The organism is Mycobacterium sp. 3519A, assembly GCF_900240945.1.
GTDB lineage: Bacteria > Actinomycetota > Actinomycetes > Mycobacteriales > Mycobacteriaceae > Mycobacterium.
The window spans coordinates 2,750,591-2,776,129 of sequence record NZ_OESG01000014.1 but is presented as its reverse complement, the minus strand read 5'-3'; the positions used below and the strand labels follow the sequence as shown (position 1 = coordinate 2,776,129).

General features: G+C 67.0%; 17 protein-coding genes. 10 read left to right on the top strand and 7 right to left on the bottom strand.

Annotation, left to right across the window (positions count from 1 at the left end):
- The first annotated feature begins 19 nt into the window (after positions 1-19).
- Genes C1A30_RS34630 through C1A30_RS34620 form a run of 3 tightly spaced genes read left to right on the top strand, consistent with a single transcriptional unit; the run spans position 20 to position 3,261 of the window.
- Positions 20-1,384 (top strand): FAD-binding oxidoreductase, encoded by a 1,365-nt coding sequence (locus tag C1A30_RS34630; protein WP_200828508.1) that lies wholly within the window; start codon positions 20-22, stop codon positions 1,382-1,384.
- 54 nt (positions 1,385-1,438) lie between these two features.
- Positions 1,439-2,680, top strand: a complete 1,242-nt coding sequence (locus tag C1A30_RS34625) for a cytochrome P450 (protein ID WP_101952669.1) — start codon at positions 1,439-1,441, stop codon at positions 2,678-2,680.
- Positions 2,680-3,261: a TetR/AcrR family transcriptional regulator gene (locus tag C1A30_RS34620; protein WP_101952668.1), complete on the top strand. Its 582-nt coding sequence runs from the start codon at positions 2,680-2,682 to the stop codon at positions 3,259-3,261. The genes C1A30_RS34625 and C1A30_RS34620 overlap by 1 nt, the downstream gene beginning before the upstream one ends.
- On the opposite strand, the gene C1A30_RS34615 is transcribed toward C1A30_RS34620, so the two are convergent.
- From C1A30_RS34615 to C1A30_RS34605, 3 genes are read right to left on the bottom strand one after another with little or no spacing between them, the layout of a single operon-like run.
- Positions 3,246-3,959 (bottom strand): siderophore-interacting protein, encoded by a 714-nt coding sequence (locus C1A30_RS34615; RefSeq protein ID WP_101952667.1) that lies wholly within the window; start codon positions 3,957-3,959, stop codon positions 3,246-3,248. The genes C1A30_RS34620 and C1A30_RS34615 overlap by 16 nt on opposite strands.
- Before the next feature lie 50 nt (positions 3,960-4,009).
- Positions 4,010-5,161, bottom strand: a complete 1,152-nt coding sequence (locus tag C1A30_RS34610; RefSeq protein ID WP_101952666.1) for an acyltransferase — start codon at positions 5,159-5,161, stop codon at positions 4,010-4,012.
- Complete coding sequence (locus tag C1A30_RS34605; RefSeq protein ID WP_101952665.1) at positions 5,158-6,849, bottom strand: DEAD/DEAH box helicase; 1,692 nt, start codon at positions 6,847-6,849, stop codon at positions 5,158-5,160. The genes C1A30_RS34610 and C1A30_RS34605 overlap by 4 nt, the downstream gene beginning before the upstream one ends.
- Before the next feature lie 85 nt (positions 6,850-6,934).
- Between C1A30_RS34605 and C1A30_RS34600 the strand changes: the two genes are divergently transcribed.
- Complete coding sequence (locus C1A30_RS34600) at positions 6,935-7,498, top strand: LppP/LprE family lipoprotein (RefSeq protein ID WP_101952664.1); 564 nt, start codon at positions 6,935-6,937, stop codon at positions 7,496-7,498.
- A gap of 58 nt (positions 7,499-7,556) precedes the next feature.
- On the opposite strand, the gene C1A30_RS34595 is transcribed toward C1A30_RS34600, so the two are convergent.
- Positions 7,557-8,480 (bottom strand): endonuclease domain-containing protein, encoded by a 924-nt coding sequence (locus C1A30_RS34595; protein ID WP_369974200.1) that lies wholly within the window; start codon positions 8,478-8,480, stop codon positions 7,557-7,559.
- A 202-nt stretch (positions 8,481-8,682) separates the two neighbouring features.
- On the opposite strand from C1A30_RS34595, the gene C1A30_RS34590 reads away from it, so the two are divergent.
- Positions 8,683-12,102: a TM0106 family RecB-like putative nuclease gene (locus C1A30_RS34590; protein WP_101952662.1), complete on the top strand. Its 3,420-nt coding sequence runs from the start codon at positions 8,683-8,685 to the stop codon at positions 12,100-12,102.
- 87 nt (positions 12,103-12,189) lie between these two features.
- Positions 12,190-13,554 (top strand): FAD-binding oxidoreductase, encoded by a 1,365-nt coding sequence (locus tag C1A30_RS34585; RefSeq protein WP_200828593.1) that lies wholly within the window; start codon positions 12,190-12,192, stop codon positions 13,552-13,554.
- On the opposite strand, the gene C1A30_RS34580 is transcribed toward C1A30_RS34585, so the two are convergent.
- Both C1A30_RS34580 and C1A30_RS34575 read right to left on the bottom strand, forming a co-directional pair.
- Positions 13,551-15,458, bottom strand: coding sequence for an MFS transporter (locus tag C1A30_RS34580; protein ID WP_235010425.1), 1,908 nt, complete (start codon positions 15,456-15,458; stop codon positions 13,551-13,553). The two genes, C1A30_RS34585 and C1A30_RS34580, sit on opposite strands and share 4 nt — an antisense overlap.
- Positions 15,459-15,654: 196 nt before the next feature.
- On the bottom strand, positions 15,655-16,857 hold the full coding sequence (locus C1A30_RS34575; protein ID WP_101953103.1) for a multidrug effflux MFS transporter: 1,203 nt from the start codon (positions 16,855-16,857) through the stop codon (positions 15,655-15,657).
- Positions 16,858-17,140: 283 nt separating this feature from the next.
- On the opposite strand from C1A30_RS34575, the gene C1A30_RS34570 reads away from it, so the two are divergent.
- The 3 genes from C1A30_RS34570 (at position 17,141) to C1A30_RS34560 (ending at position 22,206) form a co-directional block, all read left to right on the top strand.
- The gene (locus C1A30_RS34570) at positions 17,141-17,428 is read left to right on the top strand and encodes a WGxxGxxG family protein (RefSeq protein ID WP_101952659.1); all 288 of its coding nucleotides are present in this window, start codon (positions 17,141-17,143) and stop codon (positions 17,426-17,428) included.
- Between the two features lie 150 nt (positions 17,429-17,578).
- The gene (locus tag C1A30_RS34565; RefSeq protein ID WP_101952658.1) at positions 17,579-18,325 is read left to right on the top strand and encodes a hypothetical protein; all 747 of its coding nucleotides are present in this window, start codon (positions 17,579-17,581) and stop codon (positions 18,323-18,325) included.
- 158 nt (positions 18,326-18,483) lie between these two features.
- Positions 18,484-22,206 (top strand): multifunctional oxoglutarate decarboxylase/oxoglutarate dehydrogenase thiamine pyrophosphate-binding subunit/dihydrolipoyllysine-residue succinyltransferase subunit, encoded by a 3,723-nt coding sequence (locus C1A30_RS34560; protein ID WP_101952657.1) that lies wholly within the window; start codon positions 18,484-18,486, stop codon positions 22,204-22,206.
- 17 nt (positions 22,207-22,223) lie between these two features.
- Here C1A30_RS34560 and C1A30_RS34555 read toward each other — a convergent pair whose 3' ends face one another.
- A complete protein-coding gene (locus C1A30_RS34555; protein WP_235010421.1) occupies positions 22,224-23,855 on the bottom strand; it encodes a metallophosphoesterase in 1,632 nt (543 codons plus the stop codon).
- Between the two features lie 236 nt (positions 23,856-24,091).
- Here C1A30_RS34555 and C1A30_RS34550 point away from each other — a divergent pair, with 236 nt between their 5' ends.
- Complete coding sequence (locus C1A30_RS34550) at positions 24,092-25,525, top strand: gamma-aminobutyraldehyde dehydrogenase (protein ID WP_101952655.1); 1,434 nt, start codon at positions 24,092-24,094, stop codon at positions 25,523-25,525.
- Positions 25,526-25,539 lie beyond the last annotated feature (14 nt).

Sequence of the window (25,539 nt, the reverse complement as noted above, 5' to 3'; positions counted from 1 at the left end):
GACTCGTAGGATCGGATGCGTGGATTCTGCACTCGCCAGCCTGATCGCTGAATTGCCCGACGGCGTCGTCGTCACCGATCCCGACATCGTGGCGTCCTATCGGCAGGACCGCGCGCTCGACCCGAATGCGGGCACAGCGATGGCCGTCGTGCGACCGCATCGCACCGAAGAGGTGCAGACCGTGATGCGGTGGGCGACGGCCAACAAGGTCGCGGTGGTGCCGCGCGGCGCGGGCACCGGGCTGTCCGGCGGGGCGACCGCGGTGACTGGCGGCATCGTGTTGAGCACCGAGAAGATGCGCGATATCACCGTCGACCCGGTCACGCGCACTGCCGTCGCACAGCCGGGACTGTTGAACGCCGAGGTGAAGAAGACCGTCGCCGAATACGGGCTGTGGTATCCGCCGGACCCGTCGTCGTTCGAGATCTGCAGCATCGGCGGCAACATCGCCACCAACGCGGGCGGGTTGTGCTGCGTGAAGTACGGCGTCACCACCGATTACGTGCTCGGCCTGCAGGTGGTGCTGGCCGACGGCACCGCCGTGCGTCTCGGCGGCCCGCGCTTGAAGGACGTCGCCGGGCTGTCGCTGACCAAGCTGTTCGTCGGCAGCGAGGGCACCCTGGGCATCATCACCGAGGTGACGCTGCGACTGCTGCCGCCGCAACATGTCGCCTGCACGGTGGTCGCGACGTTCGACTCAGTAGAAGCCGCTGCCAACGCCGTCGTCACCATCACCGGGAAGATCCGGCCGTCGATGCTGGAGTTCATGGACGCGGCGGCCATCAATGCGGTCGAGGACAAACTGCGGATGGGGTTGGACCGCAACGCCGCCGCGATGATGGTGGCCGCCACCGACGACCGCGGACCGTCCGGTGTCGAGGACGCCGAGTTCATGTCGACGGTGTTCACCGAACACGGTGCGAAAGAAGTGTTTTCGACGTCGGATCCCGAGGAGGGTGAGGCGTTCGTGGCCGCGCGGCGGTTCGCCATACCCGCTGTCGAGATGAAGGGGTCGCTGCTGCTCGAGGACGTCGGCGTGCCGCTTCCCGCGCTGGCCGATCTGGTCGCCGGGGTCGGCAAGATCGCGGCCAACCACGACCTGATGATCTCGGTCATCGCGCATGCCGGCGACGGCAACACCCATCCGTTGATCGTGTTCGACCCCGCCGACGAGGCGATGGCCGAACGCGCGCAGAAGGCGTTCGGCGAAATCATGGATCTGGCGGTCGGATTGGGCGGCACGATCACCGGCGAACACGGTGTCGGCCGGTTGAAGCGGCCCTGGCTGGCCGGGCAGCTCGGCCCCGAGGCGATGGAGCTCAACCAGCGGATCAAGCGGGCGCTGGACCCCGACGGCATCCTCAACCCGGGCGCCGCCATCTAACTCGTCGCAAAGGGGCTATTGACACGTTCTAGTGGCGTGTCGTACCAATGAGACATGACAGCCACTCTGTCTCAGGGGTCGCCGGTCCAGTTCCGGCTCGCCGACGCCGATACCTGGCCGAACCCGTGGCCGATGTACAAGGCGCTGCGCGACCACGACCCTGTGCACCGCGTCGTGCCGGAGGCCAATCCCGATCACGACTATTACGTGCTGTCCCGGCACGCTGACGCATGGCGGGCCGCCCGCGACAACCAGACGTTCTCCTCAGCGCAGGGGCTGACCGTCAACTACGGCGAGCTGGAACTGATCGGCCTTCAGGACAACCCGCCGTTCGTGATGCAGGACCCGCCGGTGCACACCGAGTTCCGCAAGCTGGTGTCGCGCGGATTCACGCCGAGGCAGGTGGAGGCGGTCGAACCCAAGGTGCGCGAGTTCGTCGTCGAGCGCATCGAGGCGTTGCGCGCCAACGGCGGCGGTGACATCGTCGCCGAGTTGTTCAAACCGCTGCCGTCGATGGTCGTCGCGCATTATCTCGGCGTCCCCGATGCGGACCGCGATCAGTTCGACGGCTGGACCGAAGCGATCGTGGCGGCCAACACCACATCAGGCGGTGTGGCGGGCGCGCTTGGCGGCCTCGGCGACGCGCTCGGCGAGATGATGGCCTACTTCACCGCGCTCATCGAACGCCGCCGCTCCGATCCAGGCGACGACACCGTCTCGCATCTGGTGGCGGCGGGAGTGGGAGCTGACGGCGACATCGCGGGCGTGCTGTCGATCCTGGCGTTCACCTTCACGATGGTGACCGGCGGTAACGACACCACCACCGGAATGCTCGGCGGGACAGCGCAATTGCTCCATCAGCGACCTGATCAGCGACGGCTGCTCGTCGAGCACCCAGATCTGATCGGTGAGGCGATCGACGAGTTCCTGCGGCTGACCTCACCCGTACAGGGGCTGGCCCGCACCACCACTCGCGACGTCACCATCGGCGACACCACCATTCCTGCCGACCGCAAGGTGCTGCTGCTCTACGGCTCCGCCAACCGCGACGAGCGCGAATACGGCGACGACGCAGCTGAACTCGACGTGCAGCGACGGCCGCGAAACATCATGACGTTCAGCCACGGCGCGCATTTCTGCCTCGGCGCCGCCGCAGCCCGCATGCAATCGCGCGTCGCGTTGACCGAACTGCTGGCGCGCTGCCCGGACTTCGAGGTCGACGAAGACGGAATCGTTTGGGCCGGCGGCAGTTACGTCCGCAGGCCGCTATCGGTGCCGATCACGGTGACGTCCTGATGGCGGGGGACTGGCTGGCAGCGCGGCGCACCGAGGTGGCGGCCGACCGAATCCTCGACGCGGCAGGCGAACTGTTCGCCCAGCAGGAGGCGGCGACCGTCGGCATGCACGAAATCGCCTCGGCCGCTGGGTGTTCGCGCGCCACGCTGTACCGCTATTTCGAGAACCGCGACGCCTTGTATACCGCCTACGTGCACCGTGAGGCGTACCGGCTGTATCGCGAGATGACCGAGCAGATCAACTCGGTGACCGATCCCCGCGAACGGCTGATCGAGGGAATGATCGCCTCGATCCGCAATGTGCGTGAAAGCCCCGCGCTGGCTTCGTGGTTCGCGACGACGCAGCGGCCGATCGGCGCGGAGATGGCCGAGCAGTCGGAGGTGATCAGGGCGCTCACCGAGGCCTTCGTGATCTCGCTGGGACCTGACGAGCCCGACGTCGTCGCGCAGCGGGCCCGCTGGTTGGTGCGGGTGATGACGTCGCTGTTCCTGTTCCCCGGCCACGACGAGGCCGACGAGCGGGCGATGCTCGAGGAGTTCGTCGTGCCGATGGTGGTCCCGAAAAGTCAAGCCACCCAATAGGCTTGCGCCTTGATCGACTTGCGCGGGAGCTTGTAGTCGTCGCGGAAGATTTTGGCCACCGCGCGGGTGGTGCGGTTGTCGCAGGCGACCCAACCGAAGTGGTCGGCGGCGTCGAACGCGCCTGAGCGGACCGCCTCGACAAGCGCCTCGCCGCCGTTCTTGCGGTCCACCCACACCACCCCGGTACTGCGCGCCACCGGCAACTGCTTGTCGGCGTCGTGACCGGCCTCCAGGTACACCCGCGCCGGGCTGTCGCCGACGGCCGTCAGCAGGGAGTTGATCGCGGGCAGCGATGCCGTGTCGCCGACGATGACGTAGCCGTTGGGCGCCGGTTCGGGCAGTGTGAAATTGCTGCCCAGCACGGTCACGTCGATGGTGTCGCCCGGTTGCGCATGCTGGGCCCAGTGCGAGGCGATCCCGTCGTGCAACGCGAACTCGATGTCGACGGTGTCGGCGCCCGGATCCGGGTCGACCAGCGTGTAGCCGCGCTGATGCAGCTTGTCGCCGTCGGCGAACCACATCCGGATCCACATCGTCGGATGCAGCGGCCGGTCGGCCAGCATGCCACCCGCATCGAAGCTCAGCCGCAGGTAATGCGGGGTGATCTCGCGCCTGCCGGTGACCGTGAGCCGGTAGTCGCCCGCCCGCAGCAGCTTGAGCACGGCGCCCTGGAAGCCGCGCGATGGTGTATCGGACATGCGTCGCCCCTCGTGTCGCTTACTTAGGGCACCATAACCTAAGTTGTGAGCTAAGGGGTGCGCACGCGGGTGCACCGGTGCAGTACCCACGCCACCGGCACCGTCGCGACGAAGGTGACCAGAAACAGGATCGCCACGTTGCCGGTGTAGATGCGCCAGCGCAGGATCTCCACCATCACCAACTCCATCGTCACCAGGTGGATCAGGAAGATCTCGTAGGAGATCTCGCCGAGGAACACCATCGGCCTGCTGGCGAGGAACTTCGCGTACAGGCCGCGGTCGGCCAGCGCCAGCGGCGCGACCACCAGCGTGGCGATCACCGCGTAGAACGCCGCCTTGAGCAACGCCTCACGCAGTTCGTGCGGTGAGGTGGTGGGTTCGCCTGCAATTGGGGTCGAGGCGATGAAGTAGCAGATCACGGCCAGCGGGACGCACGCGAACGCGTAGGCGCGCACCCCCATCGGTTGCAGCACCGCCAACGTCATACCGCCGAGGAACCACAGCAGATACGTCGGCAGCCACAGTCGGGCGCCGTCGGGCAGAAAGTCGGTGGTGTGCACCAGGATCAGCCAGGCCGGAGTGATCAACGCCAACGCCGCGAGACCGGTCAACAGCAGCGCGGGCCGCCACCGCCCGCGACACAGCACGACCAGCAGCAGGTACGCCAGGAACGGCAACGCGACGTAGAACGCAACCTCGACCGCGAGGCTCCACATCTGGGTAAGGCCTTGGTGCAGATAGGAATACAGATAGTTGTCGGTGTAGATCTGGGTCAGTGTCAGGTTGCGGATCAACCCCACCACCGTGTGGCCGGGGTTGGGTCCCGCTGTGCGCCAGTGATAAACCAGGTACGCGATCAGCACGGTGACGACGTAGGCGGGCATGATGCGTCGCACCCGGTGCCAGGCGTAGCGGCGCACCGACGGCGAATCAGCGCCTGCCGCTGCGGCTTTCACCCACGGGCTGAACAGCAGGAAACCCGACAGCACAAAGAAGATCGGCACCCCGATCTCCATGCGCGAGTACACCAGCCCGACGTACCCATGGGTGTACTTGCCGGTGGTGTAGGCGGCGTGTGTCGCCATCACCAGAAGCGCGGCCACCGCGCGGATGCCCGTCAGCGACGCGACGCGCTCAGCCTTGCCGACCGATTCCAGGCCGCCCTGTGCGACCGGATCTTTCACGCCTTCCGGCGCGGTCATTCGTGTTTCCGCTTCGGCTTACCTGATGCCCGCTTCGGTGCCCGGTCGGGCTGCAAATTGATCAGATTCCCCTGAATGCGAGTCTTTTCAAGGGCTTTCAACGTCTGCTTGGGCAGCTTCGCAGGCAGTTCCACCAGCGAATGGTCCAACCGGATGGTGATGTGGCCGAAGTCGCTGCGATGCAATCCACCTTCGTTGGCGATGGCACCGACGATGGCGCCGGGCATCACCTTGTGCCGCTTGCCGACTGAGATGCGGTAGGTGGCGAGGTCGCTGCGCCGCTCGCGCGGCTTGCGGGGACCGTCCTCGCGCTTCGGCCGGTCTTGTCGTTCCCTGCGCTTCTCCGGAGGTGGTTCGGTCATCAGGAACTCTTCGCCGTCGCGGCTCTGCAGCGCGAGCGCGGCGGCGATATCGGCCATCGGGACGTCGTGGTCGCGTTCGTAACCCTCGATCAGCTTGCGGAACAGGTCGATTCCCGGTGCATTGAGCGCCTCGGTGATCGAATCGCGGAACTTCTCCACTCGCTGGGCGTTGACGTCGTCGACCGACGGCAGTTCGGATTCGACGAGCTTCTGCCGGGTGACCCGCTCGATCGAGTTCAGCAGATGACGTTCGCGCGGCGTCACGAACAACAGCGCGGTGCCTGACCGGCCTGCCCGCCCGGTGCGCCCGATGCGGTGCACGTAGGACTCGGGGTCGTGCGGGATGTCGTAGTTCAGCACGTGTGAGATGCGCTCGACATCCAGGCCGCGGGCCGCCACGTCGGTGGCGATCAGGATGTCGATCGAACCGTCCTTGAGCGCGTTGATCGTTCGCTCGCGCACCGCCTGCGGGATATCGCCGTTGATCGCGGCCGCGGCGAAGCCCCTGGCCTTGAGCCGTTCGGCGACCTCCTCGGTGGCCTGCTTGGTGCGGACGAACACGATCATCGCCTCGAACGGTTCCACCTCGAGCAGTCGCGTCAGCGCGTCCATCTTCCGCGGGCCTGCCACCTGGAGGTAGCGCTGCGAGATGTTCTCGGCGGTTTGCGTTTTCGCTTTGACCGTCACCTCGACGGGGTCGTGCAGGTACTTGCTGGTGATCTTGCGGATCGCGGGCGGCATGGTCGCCGAGAACAGCGCGACCTGCTTGTACTCGGGGGTGTCGGCCAGGATGCGCTCGACGTCCTCGGCGAAGCCCATCTGAAGCATCTCGTCGGCCTCGTCGAGCACCATGTAGTCGAGGTGGCTGACGTCGAGGGTGCCCTTCTCCAGATGGTCGATGACACGGCCCGGTGTGCCGACCACCACCTGGGCGCCGCGCTTGAGGCCTGCCAGTTGCGGGCCGTAGGACGAGCCGCCGTACACCGGCAGCACGTTGACGTTGAGGTGCGCGCCGTAGCGGCTGAACGCCTCCGCGACCTGCAGCGCCAGTTCGCGGGTGGGCGCCAGGACGAGGGCTTGGGTGGTTCTGCTCGACGGGTCGATCTTGGACAGGATCGGGATGGCGAACGCGGCCGTCTTGCCGGTGCCGGTCTGGGCGAGGCCGACGACGTCGGAGCCCTCCATCATCGCGGGTATGGTCGCCGCCTGGATGGCCGATGGCGTCTCGTATCCGACGTCGGCAACGGCCTGCAACACCGACGGGTGTATTTGCAGGTCAGCAAAGTTCAGAGCGGTGCCGGTCTGATCCGGCTCATGCGACGTCATCTCGCAGGAAGTCTAGTGGTTGCCGCGGCGGTTTCCGGCCGCGCCTGTCCGACGGGCGGACGGGTTCGCGGTAGGTTGCCCCTCTGTGAGAAGGGCCGTACTCATTGTGGCGGCGACGGTTGTGGTCGCCGGATGCGGTTCGAGCGACTCGACGGTGTCCAAGACGCCGGAGCCGACGGCCACCTCGCCCGCCCGCGAAACCGCGCGGCCTGCGCCGTCGGCGTTGCCGCCGCCCCCACCCGTCGTCGCGCCCGACGTCACCGCCGCCGACCCGTGCGCGGTCAACAACGCCGCACCCGAGATCGCGAAGGCCGTTTCGGAATTGCCCCGCGACCCCCGTAGCAATCAGGCCTGGAATCCGGAACCGCTGGCAGGCAATTACAACGAATGCGCGCAGTTGTCGGCGGTCATCGTGAAGGCCAACACCAACTCCGACAATCCGAACACCCGCGCGGTGCTGTTCCATCTCGGCAAGTTCATCCCGACCGGCGTGCCCGACACCTACGGGTTCAACGGCATCGACGAGTCGGCGACCACCGGCGACACCATCGCGTTGAAGTTCTCCGGCGGCATCGCCGGCCTCGACAGCGTGGTCAAGTTCCGGTGGAACGGCAACGGGGTCGAGTTGATCGGCAACACGCCCGGCTAGCTTCTGGCTTGGCGCCGAACGTGGGTTACCCGCACGCTTCTCCGCGTCTACACGTGTATCAAGCCCACACTCGGCGGCTCGGGCGCGAATCGAGCCATGAAATGCGTGCGTCCACTCGGACCTTCTCCCAATCGGGCCAACCCGCCGCGCGCGCCGCATCACGTACCCGCGCGAGGAAAACGTGCGGCCGGTAACGCAGGTGATCGCGACTCAACCGGACGATCAGCCAGCCCTCGGCGGCCAGTCGGGCAAGCCGGTCGATGTCACGGGCATGCTGGTCGGGGTCGTCCCAGTGTTGAGGACCGTCGTATTCGACGCCCAGCTTGTATTCCTTCCACCCCATGTCGACGCGTGCCACGAATTCGCCGAACTCGTCGACGACAACAATCTGCGTCTGCGGTTTGGGAAATCCGGCGGCGATCAGCAAGAGCCGGGTCCGGGTCTCTTGCGGCGACTCGGCGCCGCCGTCCATCAGATCCATGACTCGCCGCAGCTGGACGATGCCGCGTGCGCCGCGGTGATCTGCGGCGACGCGCTCGACATCCTCCGGTTTGAGACCTGTCGCGTTCGCTAGCGCATCCACCCGGATGATCGCTGTCTCGAGGCGATCTCGCCGACCGAGATCGAACGCTGTCCGCGCGGGTGTGGTGACCGGCATTCCTCTCACGAGGCAAGTCTCGTCGTCGCGGAGTCGCTCTCGATGGATGACGATCCCGTCGACCGCGCAGGCTTCGCAACGGGTCAGCTCGGCCGGCAGCTCGGGGTCAACCGACTTGGAACCGAGCAACGCCGCGGCGGACAGGCCGGCGATCGTGGCGTTTCGTCTCGACCACAGCCAGGCCGCCACAGCTCGTCTCTCCGGCGTGAGCGGCACACCTTTGCGCTGGTAGACATTTCGATAGATCATGTCGTGCTGGCTGACCAAACTCCGCCTCGTCACCAGGCCGGCCGCCAACGCTTCAGTGCCGACGAACGGCATCATTTCTGCATCCATGCGACCACCGTCGGCCCGGGGTTCCACACGATCCCGTCGTCGCACCCGCGATCGGCCCACCGTGTGGACGATCTCGCGTCTGTGGATGGACGAGTGTGGGCTTGCATCACGCCACGGCGCTGTTTTGTGTGCGGGTAACCCACGTTCGCGCCTAAGTGGAGGTGTCGGTTGGCTCACATAGGCTGGCGGCGTGTTCGTCACCGACGACCGCGTCGTCTACAGCGCATCCGATCTCGCCGCCGCCGCGCGCTGCGAGTACGCGCTGCTGCGTTCGTTCGACGCGCATCTCGGCTGGGGTCCCGCGGTCGCCGTCGAGGACGAACTGCTCGCGCGGACAGCCAAACTCGGCGACGAGCACGAGCAGCGCCACCTCGACCAACTGCGCGGCGACGACACCGTCGCGGTCATCGGCCGCCCGCCCTACACCGTCGACGGACTGACCGCCGCCGCGGACCAGACCATGCGCGCCGTCGAACGCCGCGCACCGCTGATCTATCAGGCCGCCATGTTCGACGGCCGGTTCGCCGGGTTCGCCGACTTCCTGGTGTTGGACGGCGAGCGGTACCGGCTGCGCGACACCAAGCTGGCCCGCTCGGTCAAGGTCGAGGCCCTGCTGCAGTTGGCGGCCTACGCCGACACGCTCGCCGCGGCCGGTGTGCCCGTCGCCGACGAGGTCGAACTGGTGCTCGGTGACGGCGTCACGGCGACCTACCGGGTCGACGAACTGCTGCCGGTGTACCTGCCCCGGCGCGCGGCCCTGCAGCGCCTGCTCGACGACCACGTGGCCGGCGGCAAGGCCGTCGACTGGGCCGACGACGGCGTCCGCGCCTGCTTCCGCTGCCCCGAGTGCGAGATCAAGGTCCGCGAAACCGACGATCTGCTGCTGGTCGCTGGCATGCGGGTGAGCCAGCGCGCCCGGCTCATCGACGCAGGCATCACCACCCTGCATCAGCTGGCCGAGCACACCGGCGCGGTCGAGGAGCTGCCGTCGCGCACCGTCAAGGCGCTGGCCGCGCAGGCCAGACTCCAGATCGCCGCCCGCGTCGACGGCAAGCCGCCCTACCAGGTGGTCGACGCCCAACCGTTGATGGTGCTGCCCGACGCGAACAAGGGCGACCTGTTCTTCGACTTCGAAGGCGATCCGCTGTGGACCGTCGACGGCCGCGAGTGGGGGCTCGAATACCTGTGGGGCGTGCTGACCGTAGCTGGACCGGCCGGCTCGCCGGCCGCCACCGACGAGTTTCACCCGTTCTGGGCGCACGACCGGGCCAGCGAGCGTCAGGCCCTCGTCGATTTCCTCGCGATGGTGCGCAAGCGGTTGCGCCGATACCCCGGCATGCACGTCTACCATTACGCGGCGTACGAGAAGAGCACGCTGCTGCGGCTGGCGGGCCGCTACGGCGTCGGCGAGAACGACGTCGACGATCTGTTGCGCAACGGCATCCTGGTCGACCTGTACCCGTTGGTGCGCAAGAGCATTCGCGTCGGCACCGAGAACTACAGCATCAAATCGCTCGAACCGCTGTACATGGGCAACGAGCTTCGCAGCGGTGAGGTGACGACCGCCGCCGACTCGATCACGCAGTACGCGCGCTACTGCGCGTTGCGCGACGAAGGCCGGCCTGACGAGGCGGCGGCGGTGTTGAAGGAGATCGAGGACTACAACGTCTACGACTGCCGATCGACCCGGCGCCTGCGCGACTGGATGATGGCCCGCGCCATCGAGGCAGGCGTGCCGCCGCGCGGCCCACAGCCCGTAACCGATGGCGGCGCAATCGAAGTCGCCGACGACATCGACCGCAGGCTGGGAAAGTTCGCAGGCGACGGCGTCGAGGAACGCACCGCCGAGCAGCAAGCGGTGGCAATGGTCGCCGCTGCGCGAGGCTTCCACAAGCGTGAGGACAAGCCGTACTGGTGGGCCCATTTCGACCGCGTCAACAACCCGGTCGACGAATGGGCCGACAACAGCGACGTGTTCATCGCGGACCACGGCGAGATCGTCAACGACTGGCACCAACCGCCGAAAGCGCGTAAGCCCCAACGCCATGTCCGCCTGATCGGCAGCATTGCCAACGGCGAACTGAGCAAAGAGATGTACGCGCTCTACGACCCGCCCGCCCCCGTCGGCCTCGCCGACGATCCCGACCGGCGCGGCTTCGGCACGGTGACGGTCGTCGAGTGCGACAACCCCGAGGCGCCCACCCAGGCCGTCGTCGTCGAGAAACAACCCAAGGACGGTGACGTCTTCGACCAGTTGCCGTTCGCGCTGACCCCGGGACCGCCGATCAGCACCAAACCGCTGCAGGAATCCATCGCCGAGACCGCAGCCCTGGTCGCCGCCGGACTTCCCAATCTGCCCGTCGACGCCGTGACAGACGTTCTGCTGCGGCGCAATCCGCGCACCCGCAGCGGCGGACCTCTCCCCCGCAGCGGCGTCATCGCCGACGACATCACCGCCGCGTTGCTCGACCTCGACTCGTCGTACCTTGCGGTGCACGGCCCGCCGGGTACCGGCAAGACGTTCACCTCCGCCGCGGTGATCGCGCGACTCGTCAACGACCATCAGTGGCGGGTTGGCGTCGTCGCCCAGTCGCATGCGGTGGTCGAGAACCTGTTCTGCGACGTGCTCAAGGCCGGTGTCGACGGTGAGCGGATCGGCAAGAAGCTCAACACGGTCAACTTGGGCTGGACCGACCTGACCAACCCCGAGTTCGCCGGTTTCATCGCCGCGCACGACGGTTGCGTCGTCGGCGGGACGGGCTGGGACTTCGCCAATGCCAACAAGATTCCGCGGCAAGCCCTCGACCTACTGGTCGTCGAGGAGGCGGGCCAGTACAGCCTGGCCAATACCATCGCGGTGGCGCCGTCGGCCAGAAACCTGATGCTGCTCGGCGATCCGCAGCAGTTGCCACAGGTCAGCCAGGGCACGCATCCCGAACCGGTGAACGAGTCGGCGCTCGGCTGGCTGGTGGAGGGCCACCACACGCTGCCCGCCGAGCGCGGCTACTTCCTCGACTACTCCTATCGGATGCATCCTGCGGTGTGCGAACCGGTTTCGCGGCTGTCCTACGACGGCCGGTTGCGCTCGCGCGAGGAGGTCAGCGCCGCGCGTCACCTCGATGGCGTGGCGCCCGGTGTGCGGGTGCTGACCGTCGAGCACAACGGCAACTCCACCGACAGCCCGGAGGAAGCCGACGCGATCGTCGCGGAGATCCGCGGCCTGGTGGGCAGACCGTGGACCGACGAACACGGCACCAAGCCACTCGCGGCCGAAGACGTGCTGGTGGTGACGCCGTACAACGCCCAGGTGGTCACCCTGCGACGCAGACTCGACGCCGCCGGGTTCGCCAAGGTCGAGGTGGGCACCGTCGACAAGTTCCAGGGCAGACAAGCGCCGGTGGTGTTCGTCTCGATGGCGGCGTCGTCGGCGGACGACGCCCCGCGAGGGGTTTCGTTCCTGTTCAACAGGAATCGGCTCAACGTCGCGGTCAGCAGGGCGAAGTACACCGCGATCATCGTGCGGTCAGCGCTGCTGACCGACTACCTGCCTGCCACGCCGGACCGCCTGGTTGAGCTGGGAGCGTTCCTGGCACTCGCCGACGGAGGCTGAGCCTGCCCGGCGCAGCCGGAGGATCCGGCGCAGTCGGGCGCCAGCGAAGCCGACAATCGAGGCCTGTGATAGACCCACTGGGTGAGCCTGACCGACACGCTGGCTGGGATCGTCGGCGCCGCGCACGTCATCACCGATCCCGACGTGCTCGACGGCCGCAGCGTCGACCACACCGGCCGCTACCGAGGAAGGGCCAGCGCGTTGGTGCGGCCGGGTTCGGCCGACGAGGTGGCGGCGGTGCTGCGTGCCTGTCGCGACGCGGGCGCATACGTCACCGTGCAGGGCGGCAGGACGTCATTGGTGGCGGGCACGGTGCCCGAGCACGACGACGTGCTGCTGTCGACGGAGCGACTGCGCGACATCGACCACGTCGACACCGTCGAACGTCGGGTGCATGTGGGTGCGGGCGTGACGCTGGCCGAGGTGCAGCGCGCGGCCTCGGCGGCGGGCCTGGTGTTCGGTGTCGACCTGGCCGCGCGGGATTCGGCGACCGTCGGTGGCATGGCGTCCACCAACGCGGGCGGGCTGCGCACGGTGCGCTACGGCAACATGGGCGAACAGGTGCTCGGCATGGACGTGGCGTTGCCCGACGGCTCAGTGGTGCACCGGCACAGTCGAGTTCGCAGCGACAACACCGGCTACGACCTGGCGTCGCTGTTCGTCGGCGCGGAGGGCACACTCGGCGTGATCGCCGCGCTCGATCTGCGGCTGCATCCGACGCCGTCGCAGCGCGTGACCGCGATCTGCGGGTTCGACGATCTCTACGCGCTGGTCGAGACCGGGCGGCGGTTCCGCGATATGGACGGCATCGCGGCCCTTGAGCTAATCGACGCCCGCGCCAGCGCGTTGACCGCCGAACACGTCGGTGTGGCCGCACCCGTCGACGGTGCGTGGCAACTGCTCATCGAATTGGCCGGTGACACAGACCAAACCGAGCGGCTGGCCGATGCGCTGGACGACGCCCGGATGTCGGATGAGCCCGCGGTCGGCGTCGACGTCGCCGCGCAGCAACGGCTGTGGCAGGTCCGCGAATCGGTTGCCGAGGTTCTCGGTGTGTACGGGCCACCGCTGAAATTCGATGTGTCCCTTCCATTGTCGGCGATCGCGGGCTTCGCCGCGGCGTCCGCCGAGCTGGTCGGCGCGCATGCACCCGATGCGATCCCGGTGCTGTTCGGCCACATCGGTGAGGGCAATCTGCACCTGAACGTGGTGCGTTGCGGTCCCGACGCCGAGCGTGGGCTCTACGCGCCGATGATGCAGTTGATCGCCGACCACGGCGGCAATGTCAGCTCCGAACACGGTGTCGGCACCCGCAAGCGCGACTACGTGTCGATGTCACGCACGCAGGCCGATATCGCGGCGATGCGCGCCGTCAAGGCCGCGTTCGACCCGACCGGCTACCTCAACCCCGCGGTGCTGTTCAACCAGACGGCGCGAACGGGAGAAAACTAGTCCCGGCCGGGCGCCGAGTGCCTGCCGTAGCGGGGTGCGTCGTCGGGGTCGTCGCGGGAATGCTTGCCGTTGGACTCGAACCAGAACGGCCGCTTCTGCGGCTGACTCTCCGAACGGTGATGCCGCGGCGGATCCGGCGCGGGCGGCGGCAGCGGCTGGAACCGCTGTTCGTCGTCGACGTGAAAGCCGTTGTGCGCGAACCCGATCGGCTCTGCTTTCGGCTTGACGGGCGGCAGGTCGGAGAGCCACTGGTCGACCATCTCGCGCCAGTCTTCGCGCGGCGGTTCCGCGACCGGCGGCGGTTCGGCGGCGGGCTCGGCATGCAACCGAAGAGGTTCGGTGGCGGGGTCCTCGACGTGCACGGCCGGTTCGGCATGCGTGGGCTCGGCGGCGTCGTCCCAGCGCACTTCGTACTCCAGGTATTCGTCGTCGTCGAGGAACGCCTCGTCGCCGCCGTACTCGACGGCGTAGCCGGCGTCGCGGTCGAGATCGTCGTCGTCGGCCAGCCGTTCCGGATCACCGAAGCCGAGCATGAACACCGCCGCGACCACGCCGACCAACGCGAAGAACGCGGGCAACAGCATCGATTGCGACATCGCCGCGGCGAACGGTTCGTTCAGCCATGTCGGCAGCGCGATCGCCGAACCGTCAGCCCGCATCGCCTGACCCGGCAGCGGCGGCATCTCGGCGTTGATCCGCGACGTCATGAACGCCGCCATGCCCGCGCTGCCCAACACCGAACCCACCTGGCGGGTGGCGTTGTAGACACCGGAACCGGCACCTGCCAACTTGGGCGGCAGATTGCGGGTGGCCGTCGCCGCCAGCGGCGCCCAGATGAACGCCGAACCGACGCCCATCGCGGTGATCGGCAGCACCAACCGCCAGATCGGCGTGCTCGGCGCCATCTCGACCGACAGCCACGTCATCGCGATCGCCAGCACGGAGAACCCGAAGCCGATCACCGGTCGGGGATGTGATCGGTCGACGATCCTGCCGACGAACGGCGCGAGCACACCCGTCGTGACCGCCATCGGCGCGGTGAGCAACGCCGACCGCGTCGGCGAGAGATCGCACACCGCCTGGGCGTAGAACATCAACGGCAGGAACGTGCCCGTCATGACGAAGCCGATGGTCGCGACCCCGACGTTGGACAGCGAGAAGTCCCTGTCGCGGAAGATGATCAGCGGGATCAGCGGTTCGCTGGTGTTGACGTACTGCCAGATCACGAACGCGGCCATGAAGCCGATGCCGCCGGCGATGGTGCCCCAGATCCATGGCGCCCAGTCGTGCGCCTGGCCCTCCTGTAGCGCGAAGACGATCAGGAACATGCCGATGCCGGAGAGCACGACGCCGAGCAGATCGAATTTGCGCGTCGAAGTAGGAAGCGCGGGGATCAGCCAGACAGCCAACGCCAACCCGATGACCCCGATCGGCACATTGACGAAGAAGATCCACTGCCAGCCGAGATAGTCGACCAGCACCCCGCCCGCCAGCGGGCCGACCAGCGTTGCCACCCCGGCGGTCGCCCCCCACACGCTCATCGCCACACCGCGGCGCTCGGCGGGGAAGATCCGGGTGATCGTCGACAACGTCTGCGGCGTCAACAACGCCGCCCCGATGCCCTGCAACACGCGGGCCGCGACCAACATGCCGAGGCTGCCCGCAAGTCCGCACCACAGCGACGCGGCGGTGAACACCGCGAGGCCGATCAGGTACAGGTTCTTCGGCCCGAACCGGTCGCCGAGGCGGCCGGCGACCAACAACGGCACCGCGTACGCGAGCAGGTAGGCGCTGGTGACCCAGATGACCGAGTCGTAGCTGGCGCCGAGCTTGTCCATGATGGACGGGTTGGCGACCGCGACGATGGTCGCGTCGACCAGGATCATGAAGAACCCGACCAGCATGGCCCACAACGCGTTCCACGGATTCTCCACCGCGGTTTCTCCGCCGTCGGCTGGTAACCGCACTCCCCCTCGAGCGCGGTCGTCTTGCCGGTTAGTCAGCGTTGGGTACATCTCGGGTCGACCAGATAAAGAACGATTCAGCCGACGGTACGTACCGGGTTATGCCCCGACAACCCCGGGGTGGACCAGTACGAGGTCAGGCTGCTTCGGCGACGGCGTCGCCGCTGACGTCGTCCTTGGCTTCGGTGGCCGGCACGCCGACCGCCACTAGGGCCAGCAATGCGATCACCATGCCGGCCGTCATCACCAAGGCTAACGCGATCTCGTTGTTGCCGAGCACGCCCACCAAGGGCGCCACCGCGGCGCCGACACCGAACTGGGCCGCACCAAGCAAGGCCGCCGCGGTGCCCGCCGCATCCGGGTGTCGCGACAACGCCACCGCGGGCGCGTTCGGGAGCACCAGGCCCATCGCGGCCAGCACCGCCCACACCGGCACCACGAAACCGACAAGGCCGCCGATGTGTCCGTAGGAGAGCCCGACGAGGACCACGCCGGCCACCACCGCCGCGGTCAGGGCCCACAACGCGATGGTCTGCGGCGCGAACCGCCGCAGCAGCACAACGTTGAACTGCGTCGCGCCGATCAGCGCGACCGCGCCCGCGCCGAACACCAACGCGAACGCCTGCTGGTCGAGGCCGTAATGGGTCTGCAGCACGAACGGTGCGCCCGCGATGTAGGCGAACAGTCCGGACATCCCGAGCGCGGCGACCAACACCAGGATGATGAACCGGGCGTCGCGCAGCAGTTCGACGTACGTCGCCGCGATGCCGCGGACCTTCAGCGGGCGCCGGTGCGAGACCGGCAGCGTTTCCGGCAGCGACAGCGCCGCCAGCAGCAGCAGGCCGCCCGCAAGCACGACCAGCACCGCGAAGACCCAGTGCCATGACGCCGTCAACAGCACCGCAGCGCCCAACGACGGCGCGATCACCGGGGCGACGCCGAGCACCAGCATCAGCCGCGACATCACCGTCGCCGCGACCGAATCGGCGTACAGGTCGCCGACCACCGCGATGGCCACCACCATGGCCGCGGCGGCACCGACACCCTGCAGTCCCCGCGCCACGCCGAGGAGGACGACGTCCGGCGCGAACAGACACAGCAACGACGCGAGCATGTGCAGCACGATGCCCGCCATCATCGGCTTGCGACGGCCGAGTGAGTCCGACAGCGGACCGACGATGAGCTGGCCGAGCGCCAAACCCGCGAGCGGCCCGGTCAACGTGAGCTGCGCGACCGACTCGGACACCGACAGGTCATCGGCAATCTTCGGCAGCGCGGGCAAATACATGTCGATGGTCAACGGACCAAGCGCGACCAACGCGCCGAGCACCGCGATCATCCGGATGCGGCTCGGAGGCGACTCTGTGCTGGTCACGTTCACGTCGCTCGATGTTGCCACGGAAGTGGTTAGCGCCGCTTCCCGATTATTTGTTCCCCGTGAGGGCCGACCGGTGCCGTCAGCGAAGCCGAGTCGTTAGCAGTTCAAAGAAGTTTACCTGGATCGTCGTCGGGTATTTCGGAGCCCGGCATGGGGGGACCCTTCTCTTTGCCGCAGATAGGCGAGCTACAGCCCGTTGGCTCGCGTCTTCGGGGCATTCGCGCCCCCAGATCAAGGAGATCGAATGCGAAACCTATTAGCAACGCTCATCGCTGTCGGCGCCGTGTCGCTGGCAGGTGCGCCAGTGGCGAACGCCACACCGACCCCGGCGCTGCAGACCGGCCCCGCGGTCACGTCGACCAGCACCCTTGCCGCCCAGGACGCCGACGACGACAGCGGCGACAACGGCCTGTGGGGCCTCGCGGGGCTGCTCGGCCTGCTTGGCCTACTCGGATTGAAGCGCCGCAACGACGTCGACCGTCGGGTCGGCACGGGCACCACGACCGCTCGCGGCACCAACCCGGGCGTCTAGTTCCCTCGGTGAGCCCCCGCCCCGCAGCCGCGGGGGCGGGGGTTCATCGCGTCACCGCAACGGTTCCTTGCCAGGGCACTCACCGTGGCTGCCATTCGTTGAGCAACCGTTAGCCTGAAAGCAGCCGCTTCGGAGCAAGGGGGAGCCGATATGAGCGCTCGGTCGAAAGCCAAAAGCCAGTTGCCGGCCGTTCCCGACGAGAATCCCGGCGCCGCGGCCAAGGTGCTCTCTCAGATCATCGAGCGCGGCTCTCGGGTGCAAGGGCCTGCCATCAAGGCCTACGTCGACCGACTGCGCCAGCACAACCCTGATGCGACGCCCGCCGAGGTGGCCACCAAACTCGAGAAGCACTACACGGCCGCGGTGATGGCCAGCGGCGCAGCGGTGGGTTCTGCGGCCGCGTTCCCCGGCATCGGCACACTCGCCGCGCTGTCCGCGGTGGCCGGTGAGACCGTGGTGTTCCTCGAGGCCACCGCCGTCTACGTGCTCGCCCTTGCGGAGGTGTACGGGATCCCGGCCGAGCATCGCGAACGCCGCCGCGCGTTGGTGCTTGCCGTGCTCGTCGGCGATGAGAGCAAACAGGCGGTCACCGACTTGCTCGGTCCCGGCCGCACCAGCGGCGCCTGGCTGTCCGACGGCGCGGCGACGTTGCCGCTACCGGCGGTGTCCCAACTCAATTCGCGACTGCTGCGGTACTTCGTCAAGCGCTACACCCTCAAGCGCGGCGCGATCGCCTTCGGCAAGTTGTTGCCGGTCGGCATCGGCGCGGTGGTCGGCGGAGTGGGAAACCGACTGATGGCGAAGAAGATCATCGCCAACGCCAGGAAGGCGTTCGGCAACGCGCCGTCGCGCTGGCCGTCGTCGCTGCATGTGTTGCCTGCCCCAAGCGAGCGATGAGGAGAACTGCCGTTCGGGTGGTTTGGCCTGCTGGGGATAATCGGGAAGCGTTAGCCTTTAGGCGGCGGTCACACGGGTAATCCCCGTCGACCGCGCGAATATCGGTGGCGAGCGTGAACCGCTTGCCTGAGGCGAAGGAATCGAGGCGAGTAGCTGCCGTGAGCTCACCATCACCATTCGGACAGAACGAGTGGTTGGTCGAGGAGATGTATCGCAAGTTTCGCGAGGATCCCTCGTCGGTAGACCCGAGTTGGCATGAATTTCTAGTCGACTACTCGCCCGAGCCAACTACCGAACCGAAACCGCCGACCGGGAACGGCCAACCGGCCCAGGTGTCCGCCGCCGCACCGGTCGCGCCGCCGGAGCCCGCCCCCGCGCCTCCGCCCAAAGCAGACACCAGCAATGGCGTGGCCGCCGCGCCCGCCAAGGCACCGGAGCCCGCGAAGCCCGCGGCGAAACCGAAGGCCCCCGCCCCTGCGCCCGCCGAAGGCGAGGAGACGCAGGTGCTGCGCGGCGCCGCCGCCGCGGTAGTGAAGAACATGTCGGCGTCGCTCGAGGTGCCGACCGCCACCAGCGTGCGGGCCATCCCGGCCAAGCTGATGATCGACAACCGGATCGTCATCAACAACCACCTCAAGCGCACCCGCGGCGGCAAGATCTCGTTCACCCACCTGATCGGTTACGCGCTGGTGCAGGCGGTCAAGAAGTTCCCGAACATGAACCGCCACTTCGCCGAGGTGGACGGCAAACCGAATGCGGTAACGCCCGAGCACGTCAACCTCGGCCTCGCGATCGACCTGCAGGGCAAGGACGGCAACCGGCAACTCGTCGTCGCTGCCATAAAGGGCTGCGAGACGATGCAATTCGGCCAGTTCATTGCCGGCTACGAGGACATTGTCCGGCGTGCCCGCGACGGCAAGCTGACCGCCGAGGACTTCTCCGGCGTGACGATCTCGCTGACCAACCCTGGCACCATCGGCACGGTGCACTCGGTGCCGCGGTTGATGCGCGGCCAGGGTGCCATCATCGGCGTCGGCGCGATGGAGTACCCCGCGGAATTCCAGGGCGCCAGCGAGGAACGCATCGCCGAACTCGCTGTCGGCAAGCTGGTCACGTTCACGTCGACCTACGACCACCGCATCATCCAGGGTGCGGAGTCGGGCGACTTCCTGCGCACCATCCACGAACTGCTGCTGTCCGACGACTTCTTCGACGAGATCTTCCGCGAGCTCGGCATCCCGTACGAGCCGGTGCGGTGGCGCACGGACAACCCGGACTCGATCGCCGACAAGAACGCGCGCGTCATCGAACTGATCGCGGCGTACCGCAACCGCGGCCACCTGATGGCCGACATCGACCCGCTGCGCCTGGACAAGAGCAGGTTCCGCAGCCACCCCGACCTCGACGTCGCCACCCACGGCCTGACGCTGTGGGACCTCGATCGCGAGTTCAAGGTCGACGGCTTCGCGGGCAAGGACTACAAGAAGCTGCGCGACGTGCTTGGCCTGTTGCGCGATGCGTACTGCCGCCACGTCGGCGTCGAGTACACGCACATCTTGGAGCCCGAGCAACAGAAGTGGCTGCAGGAGCGCATCGAGGTCAAACACGACAAGCCGACCGTCGCGCAGCAGAAGTACATCCTGAGCAAGCTGAATGCCGCCGAGGCCTTCGAGACCTTCCTGCAGACCAAATACGTTGGGCAAAAACGGTTCTCGCTGGAAGGCGCGGAAACCGTCATCCCGATGATGGATGCGGCCATCGACCAGGCCGCCGAGCATGCGCTCGACGAGGTCGTGATCGGCATGCCGCACCGGGGCCGGCTCAACGTGCTGGCCAACATCGTCGGCAAGCCCTACTCGCAGATCTTCAGCGAGTTCGAGGGCAACCTGAACCCGTCGCAGGCGCACGGTTCCGGCGACGTCAAGTACCACTTGGGCGCCACAGGCAACTACATCCAGATGTTCGGCGACAACGACATTCAGGTGTCGCTGGTGGCCAACCCGTCGCACCTGGAGGCCGTCGACCCCGTGCTGGAAGGCCTGGTTCGCGCCAAGCAGGACCTGCTGGACGTCGGCGAGGAGGCCGACGCTTCCGAGAAGTTCTCGGTCGTGCCGATGATGCTGCACGGCGACGCGGCGTTCGCCGGCCAGGGTGTGGTCGCCGAGACGCTGAACCTGGCGCTGCTGCGCGGGTACCGCACCGGCGGCACGATCCACATCATCGTCAACAACCAGATCGGGTTCACCACGTCGCCGAACGACTCGCGGTCGTCGGAGTACTGCACCGACGTCGCGAAAATGATTGGCGCGCCGATCTTCCACGTCAACGGCGACGACCCGGAGGCGTGCGTCTGGGTGGCCCGGCTGGCGGTGGACTTCCGGCAGAAGTTCAAGAAGGACGTCGTCATCGACATGTTGTGCTACCGCCGTCGCGGTCACAACGAGGGCGACGACCCGTCGATGACGCAGCCCTACATGTACGACGTGATCGACACGAAGCGCGGATCGCGTAAGACGTACACCGAAGCACTGATCGGCCGCGGCGACATCTCGATGAAGGAAGCCGAGGACGCGCTGCGCGACTACCAGGGCCAACTGGAGAGGGTCTTCAACGAGGTCCGCGACCTCGAGAAGCATCCGATCGCGCCGAGTTCTTCCGTCGAGTCCGACCAGATGGTGCCCGCGGGAATGAAGACCGCGGTGGACAAGTCGCTGCTGGCCCGCATCGGTGACGCTCATCTGGCGTACCCGGACGACTTCAACGTGCATCCGCGCGTCAAACCGGTGCTCGAGAAGCGTCGCGAGATGGCCTACGAGGGCAAGGTCGACTGGGCGTTCGCCGAGTTGCTGGCGCTGGGCTCATTCCTGGCCGAGGGCAAGACAATTCGGCTGTCGGGCCAGGACACCCGGCGCGGCACGTTCACCCAACGGCATTCGGTGATCATCGACCGTAAGACCGGGCGGGAGTTCACGCCGCTGCAGTTGCTGACCACCAACACCGACGGCACGCCCACTGGCGGCAAGTTCATGGTGTACGACTCCGCGCTCTCGGAGTACGCGGCGGTGGGCTTCGAATACGGGTACTCGGTGGGCAACCCCGACGCACTTGTGTTGTGGGAGGCGCAGTTCGGCGACTTCGTCAACGGGGCGCAGTCGATCATCGACGAGTTCATCAGCTCCGGTGAGGCCAAGTGGGGTCAGCTCTCCGATGTGGTGCTGCTGCTGCCGCACGGACATGAGGGCCAGGGTCCGGACCACACGTCGGCCCGCATCGAGCGGTTCCTGCTGCTGTGGGCCGAGGGCTCGATGACCATCGCGATGCCGTCGACACCGGCGAACTACTTCCACCTGTTGCGCAGGCACGGCTTGGACGGTATTCACCGGCCACTGATCGTGGCGACGCCAAAGTCCATGCTGCGCAACAAGGCTGCGGTCAGCGACCTCAAGGAGTTCACCGAGGGCAAGTTCCGCTCGGTGCTCGAGGAGCCGACGTACGAGGAGGGCACCGGCGACCGCGACGCGGTCAAGCGTCTGCTGCTGACCAGCGGCAAGCTCTACTACGAGTTGGTGGCCCGCAAGGCCAAGGACAACCGCGACGACGTGGCGATCGTCCGCATCGAGCAGTTGGCCCCGCTGCCGCGGCGGCGGCTGAAGGAGACGCTGGATCGGTATCCGAACGTCGAGCAGTACTTCTGGGTGCAGGAGGAGCCTGCGAACCAGGGTGCGTGGCCGACGTTCGGGCTGACGCTTCCCGAGGTGTGCTCGGACCGGTTGTCGGGCATCAAACGGATTTCGCGTCGGGCGATGTCGGCGCCGTCGTCAGGTTCGTCGAAGGTGCACGCGGTCGAGCAGCAGGAGATAATCGACGAGGCGTTCGCCTGATAGCTCGTGTTCGCGAGTCAGGTGCGGACTTGGCGGCGGAACGTGACTTTGTCGAATTCCCTGCCGTATTCGTCGACGGCGACAACGTCCATCTCACTCATCAGCGCGCCTGGGCGGACGTCGACGCGGATATAGGCGTAGTTGGCGAACCGCACCCTCGACCAGTCGACGGATTCGTGTTGCTTCTTGCCGTCGGGTGTCCAGACGTAGCTGTTGGGTACGGCGGTGTCGGGTAGTTCGTGCCCGCGGTAGCTGTCCTCCTCACCCGGCTGGAAGGGATACCGTGGCCGCCCGCCAGACCCGACGGTGTAGTACACCGTGCCGTCGGTTTCGGGGTAGACGGTCGCGTTGTCGCCTGCGACCGAGGTCGGCTTGCCCGCCCGGATGGGGTCCGACCGTTCGTAGACGTGGTTGTGACCCTGCAGGACCAAGTCGACCTGATAGCGATCGAACAGGTGACACCAGGCAGCGCGGACTCCCCCGTCGCTGGCGTGGGTCCCGGTGGTCGAGTATGCGCAATGGTGGAAGAAGCACACGATGAAGTCGATGTTCGGGTTGGCCCGGTGCTTGGCCAATGTCTGGTCCACCCAACGGTTTTGGGCCCCGCCCGAGTAGCCGGTGTTCGCGGTGATCTCGTAGCTGACGTCGTTGGCGTCCAGCGAGAGCACGGCGACGTTGCCATAGACGAAGGAGTACACCGACGGGCAGTGCGCGGGTCCGTTGCCGGGAAAGTCCAGGCGTGCGAGATGGCCGCCGTAGCCGTGCCCCGGGTAGGCGGCTTCCATGTCGTGGTTGCCGGTGGCGAACATCCAGGGCGTCGTCGCCGCGGTCGCCTCGATGGATCCGAAGTACACGTCCCAGACGAACGGGTTGAACTTGTCGAAGCCGTTGGGCGCCTTGCCACCCGACGCCACGAACGTCGGCTTCCTTCCCTCACCGGAGGGGTCCGCGTAGGCGATATCGCCTGCCAGCACGTGAAAGTCGGGCCGGTCCGCGACGATCTGGTTCAGCACATTCGTGGCGTGCGCAACGGTCGGATCGTTGTCCGGTTTGTAGTACATGTCGTCGTAGTCGCCGCGAGCAAGACCCTGCGGAAGCACGGGGGTGTCATCGGTGCCCTGATCACCCATCATCGTGAACCGGAACGGAGCCAACGCATTTCGGGCGTTGGGCATCGCGGTTGCGACGGAGAGAACGTCGCTGACGAACCCGTCGTCGGTACGCCACTGGTAGTACAGCGGCACCCGGCCGGCTAGGCCGTCGACCGGCGCGTGCACGTAGAACTGCTCGGCGGCCAGGACGCCCCCGCGGCTGTCGGGGATCTGCGTGACCAGGTTGCGCACCTCGGCCTGCACCGTCGCGCCGAGTCCCGGGGTCGGGCCGTGATCGAGAAACACCTTGGCGTTGCCGGGGTTTCGGGGCAATTGAGCCGACATCCGCAGTTGGCTGGCCGCGTCGGGGCCATAGCCCACCCGGCGGTTCGCCACGGTCAGCGGTGCGTCCTGCGCATACGCGCGACGACCGAACGGCGACCCGCCGAGTGCGGCGACCGCCGCGACGGCCGCCGATCCACGCAAGAAGTTCCGCCGGGACACCCGATGCCGGCGCAGGTAGGCCTGATGCCACTCGTACTGCTCGGCCATCGTCATGCGTGCGGCGATGGCCGCGGGAATGCCGGTGTCGGGCACGTCTCCTGGCACTGCGTTTCTGGGCACCCGTGGATGCTGCCGCACCGCCCTGGGAATCCCCGTCCGCGCAGTCAAACCGCTGGGAAACATTGGCTGACATCTTCCTGTTGCGGCCCGGACCGCTCTGTGTTTAGCTCTTCATGTCAACTGTTCAACAATTGAACACCTCGACTACCGAACCGACCAGGGAGTGCCGAATGGCCGATACGCAGTTGATGTACGTCGACGGGGAGCACATCGGTGCTGCCGACGGGGCGACGGAGCCTGTGATCGATCCGGCCACCGCGGCGCAAATCGCCACTGTGCCGCTCGGAGGCGCGGCCGACGTCCAGCGCGCCGTCGACGCTGCGGAGAAGGCGTTCGACAGCTGGTCGGAAACCACCCCTGCGCAGCGAGCCGAGCTGCTACTGAAGCTGGCCGACCGGCTCGCCGACCACGCCGAGGAATTCGCCCAGCTGGAATCGGCCAACGTCGGAAAGCCGATCACGGTGGCCCGCGAGGAGATTCCATTCGGCGTCGACAACATGCGTTTCTTCGCCGGTGCGGCGCGCGTGCTCGAGGGCCGTGCCGCCGGTGAGTACTCCCCCACCCACACGAGCATCATTCGTCGAGACCCTCTCGGCGTCATCGGCAGTGTCGCGCCGTGGAATTTCCCACTGCTGATGGCGATCTGGAAGATCTGTCCGGCGCTGATGACCGGCAACACCCTGGTGCTCAAACCCAGCGAGCAGACCCCGCTGACCACCCTGCGGCTCGCCGAACTCGCAGCCGACCTGTTCCCGCCGGGCGTGTTCAACGTGGTGACTGGGCACGGCGACACCGTCGGGCAGGCGCTGGTCTCCCACCCGCGGGTGCGGATGTCCTCCTTGACCGGTGACACCATCACCGGCAAGGTCGTCGCGCGCGCCGGCGCCGAGAACCTCAAGCGCCTGCACCTCGAGTTGGGCGGTAAGGCCCCGGTGCTGGTGTTCGACGACTGCGACGCCGAACTGGCGATCAGCAAGATCTGCGAGGGCGGTTACGGGAACTCGGGACAAGACTGCATGGCCGCATCCCGCGTGTACGTCGCCGACGGCATCTACGACGAGTTCGTCACGGAGCTCACCCGCGCGGTGTCCAAGGTCGCGATGGGCCAGCCGGCGAATGAATCAACGGAAATGGGCCCGGTCATATCGGAGAAGCACCTGCAGCGGGTCACCGGATTCGTCGAACGCGCCACCGCATCGGGACCGGCGTCGCTGACCGTCGGCGGACCAGCGTCCGGCCCCGGCTTCTGGTACAAGCCGTCGCTTGTGGTCGACGCGCCGCAAGATTCCGAGATCGTGCAGAAAGAGGTGTTCGGTCCCGTGGTGACCACGACCCGATTCAGCACCGAAGAGCAGGCCTTCGGTTGGGCCAACGATGTCGAATACGGCCTTGCCGCTTCGGTTTTCACCAAAGACGTGTCGCGAGCCATGAGAGCGGCCCGCAAGCTGCAGTTCGGCACGGTGTGGATCAACGATCATCTCCCGATCGTCGCCGAGATGCCGCACGGCGGCTTCAAGCAGTCCGGCCACGGCAACGACATGTCGATCTACTCACTCGAGGAATACACCGAGATCAAACACGTGATGATCAACCTGGTCGGCTGACACCGAAAAACTTT

Coding starts and splice junctions, on each gene's coding strand:
- C1A30_RS34580 (WP_235010425.1), bottom strand. CDS start 15,458: ATGCTGGTCGGGTTCTTCATGATCCTGGTCGACGCGACCATCGTCGCG.
- C1A30_RS34550 (WP_101952655.1), top strand. CDS start 24,092: ATGGCCGATACGCAGTTGATGTACGTCGACGGGGAGCACATCGGTGCT.
- C1A30_RS34615 (WP_101952667.1), bottom strand. CDS start 3,959: ATGTCCGATACACCATCGCGCGGCTTCCAGGGCGCCGTGCTCAAGCTG.
- C1A30_RS34555 (WP_235010421.1), bottom strand. CDS start 23,855: ATGACGATGGCCGAGCAGTACGAGTGGCATCAGGCCTACCTGCGCCGG.
- C1A30_RS34605 (WP_101952665.1), bottom strand. CDS start 6,849: ATGACGTCGCATGAGCCGGATCAGACCGGCACCGCTCTGAACTTTGCT.
- C1A30_RS34620 (WP_101952668.1), top strand. CDS start 2,680: ATGGCGGGGGACTGGCTGGCAGCGCGGCGCACCGAGGTGGCGGCCGAC.
- C1A30_RS34625 (WP_101952669.1), top strand. CDS start 1,439: ATGACAGCCACTCTGTCTCAGGGGTCGCCGGTCCAGTTCCGGCTCGCC.
- C1A30_RS34610 (WP_101952666.1), bottom strand. CDS start 5,161: ATGACCGCGCCGGAAGGCGTGAAAGATCCGGTCGCACAGGGCGGCCTG.
- C1A30_RS34570 (WP_101952659.1), top strand. CDS start 17,141: ATGCGAAACCTATTAGCAACGCTCATCGCTGTCGGCGCCGTGTCGCTG.
- C1A30_RS34575 (WP_101953103.1), bottom strand. CDS start 16,857: ATGATCGCGGTGCTCGGCGCGTTGGTCGCGCTTGGTCCGTTGACCATC.
- C1A30_RS34595 (WP_369974200.1), bottom strand. CDS start 8,480: ATGATGCCGTTCGTCGGCACTGAAGCGTTGGCGGCCGGCCTGGTGACG.
- C1A30_RS34565 (WP_101952658.1), top strand. CDS start 17,579: ATGAGCGCTCGGTCGAAAGCCAAAAGCCAGTTGCCGGCCGTTCCCGAC.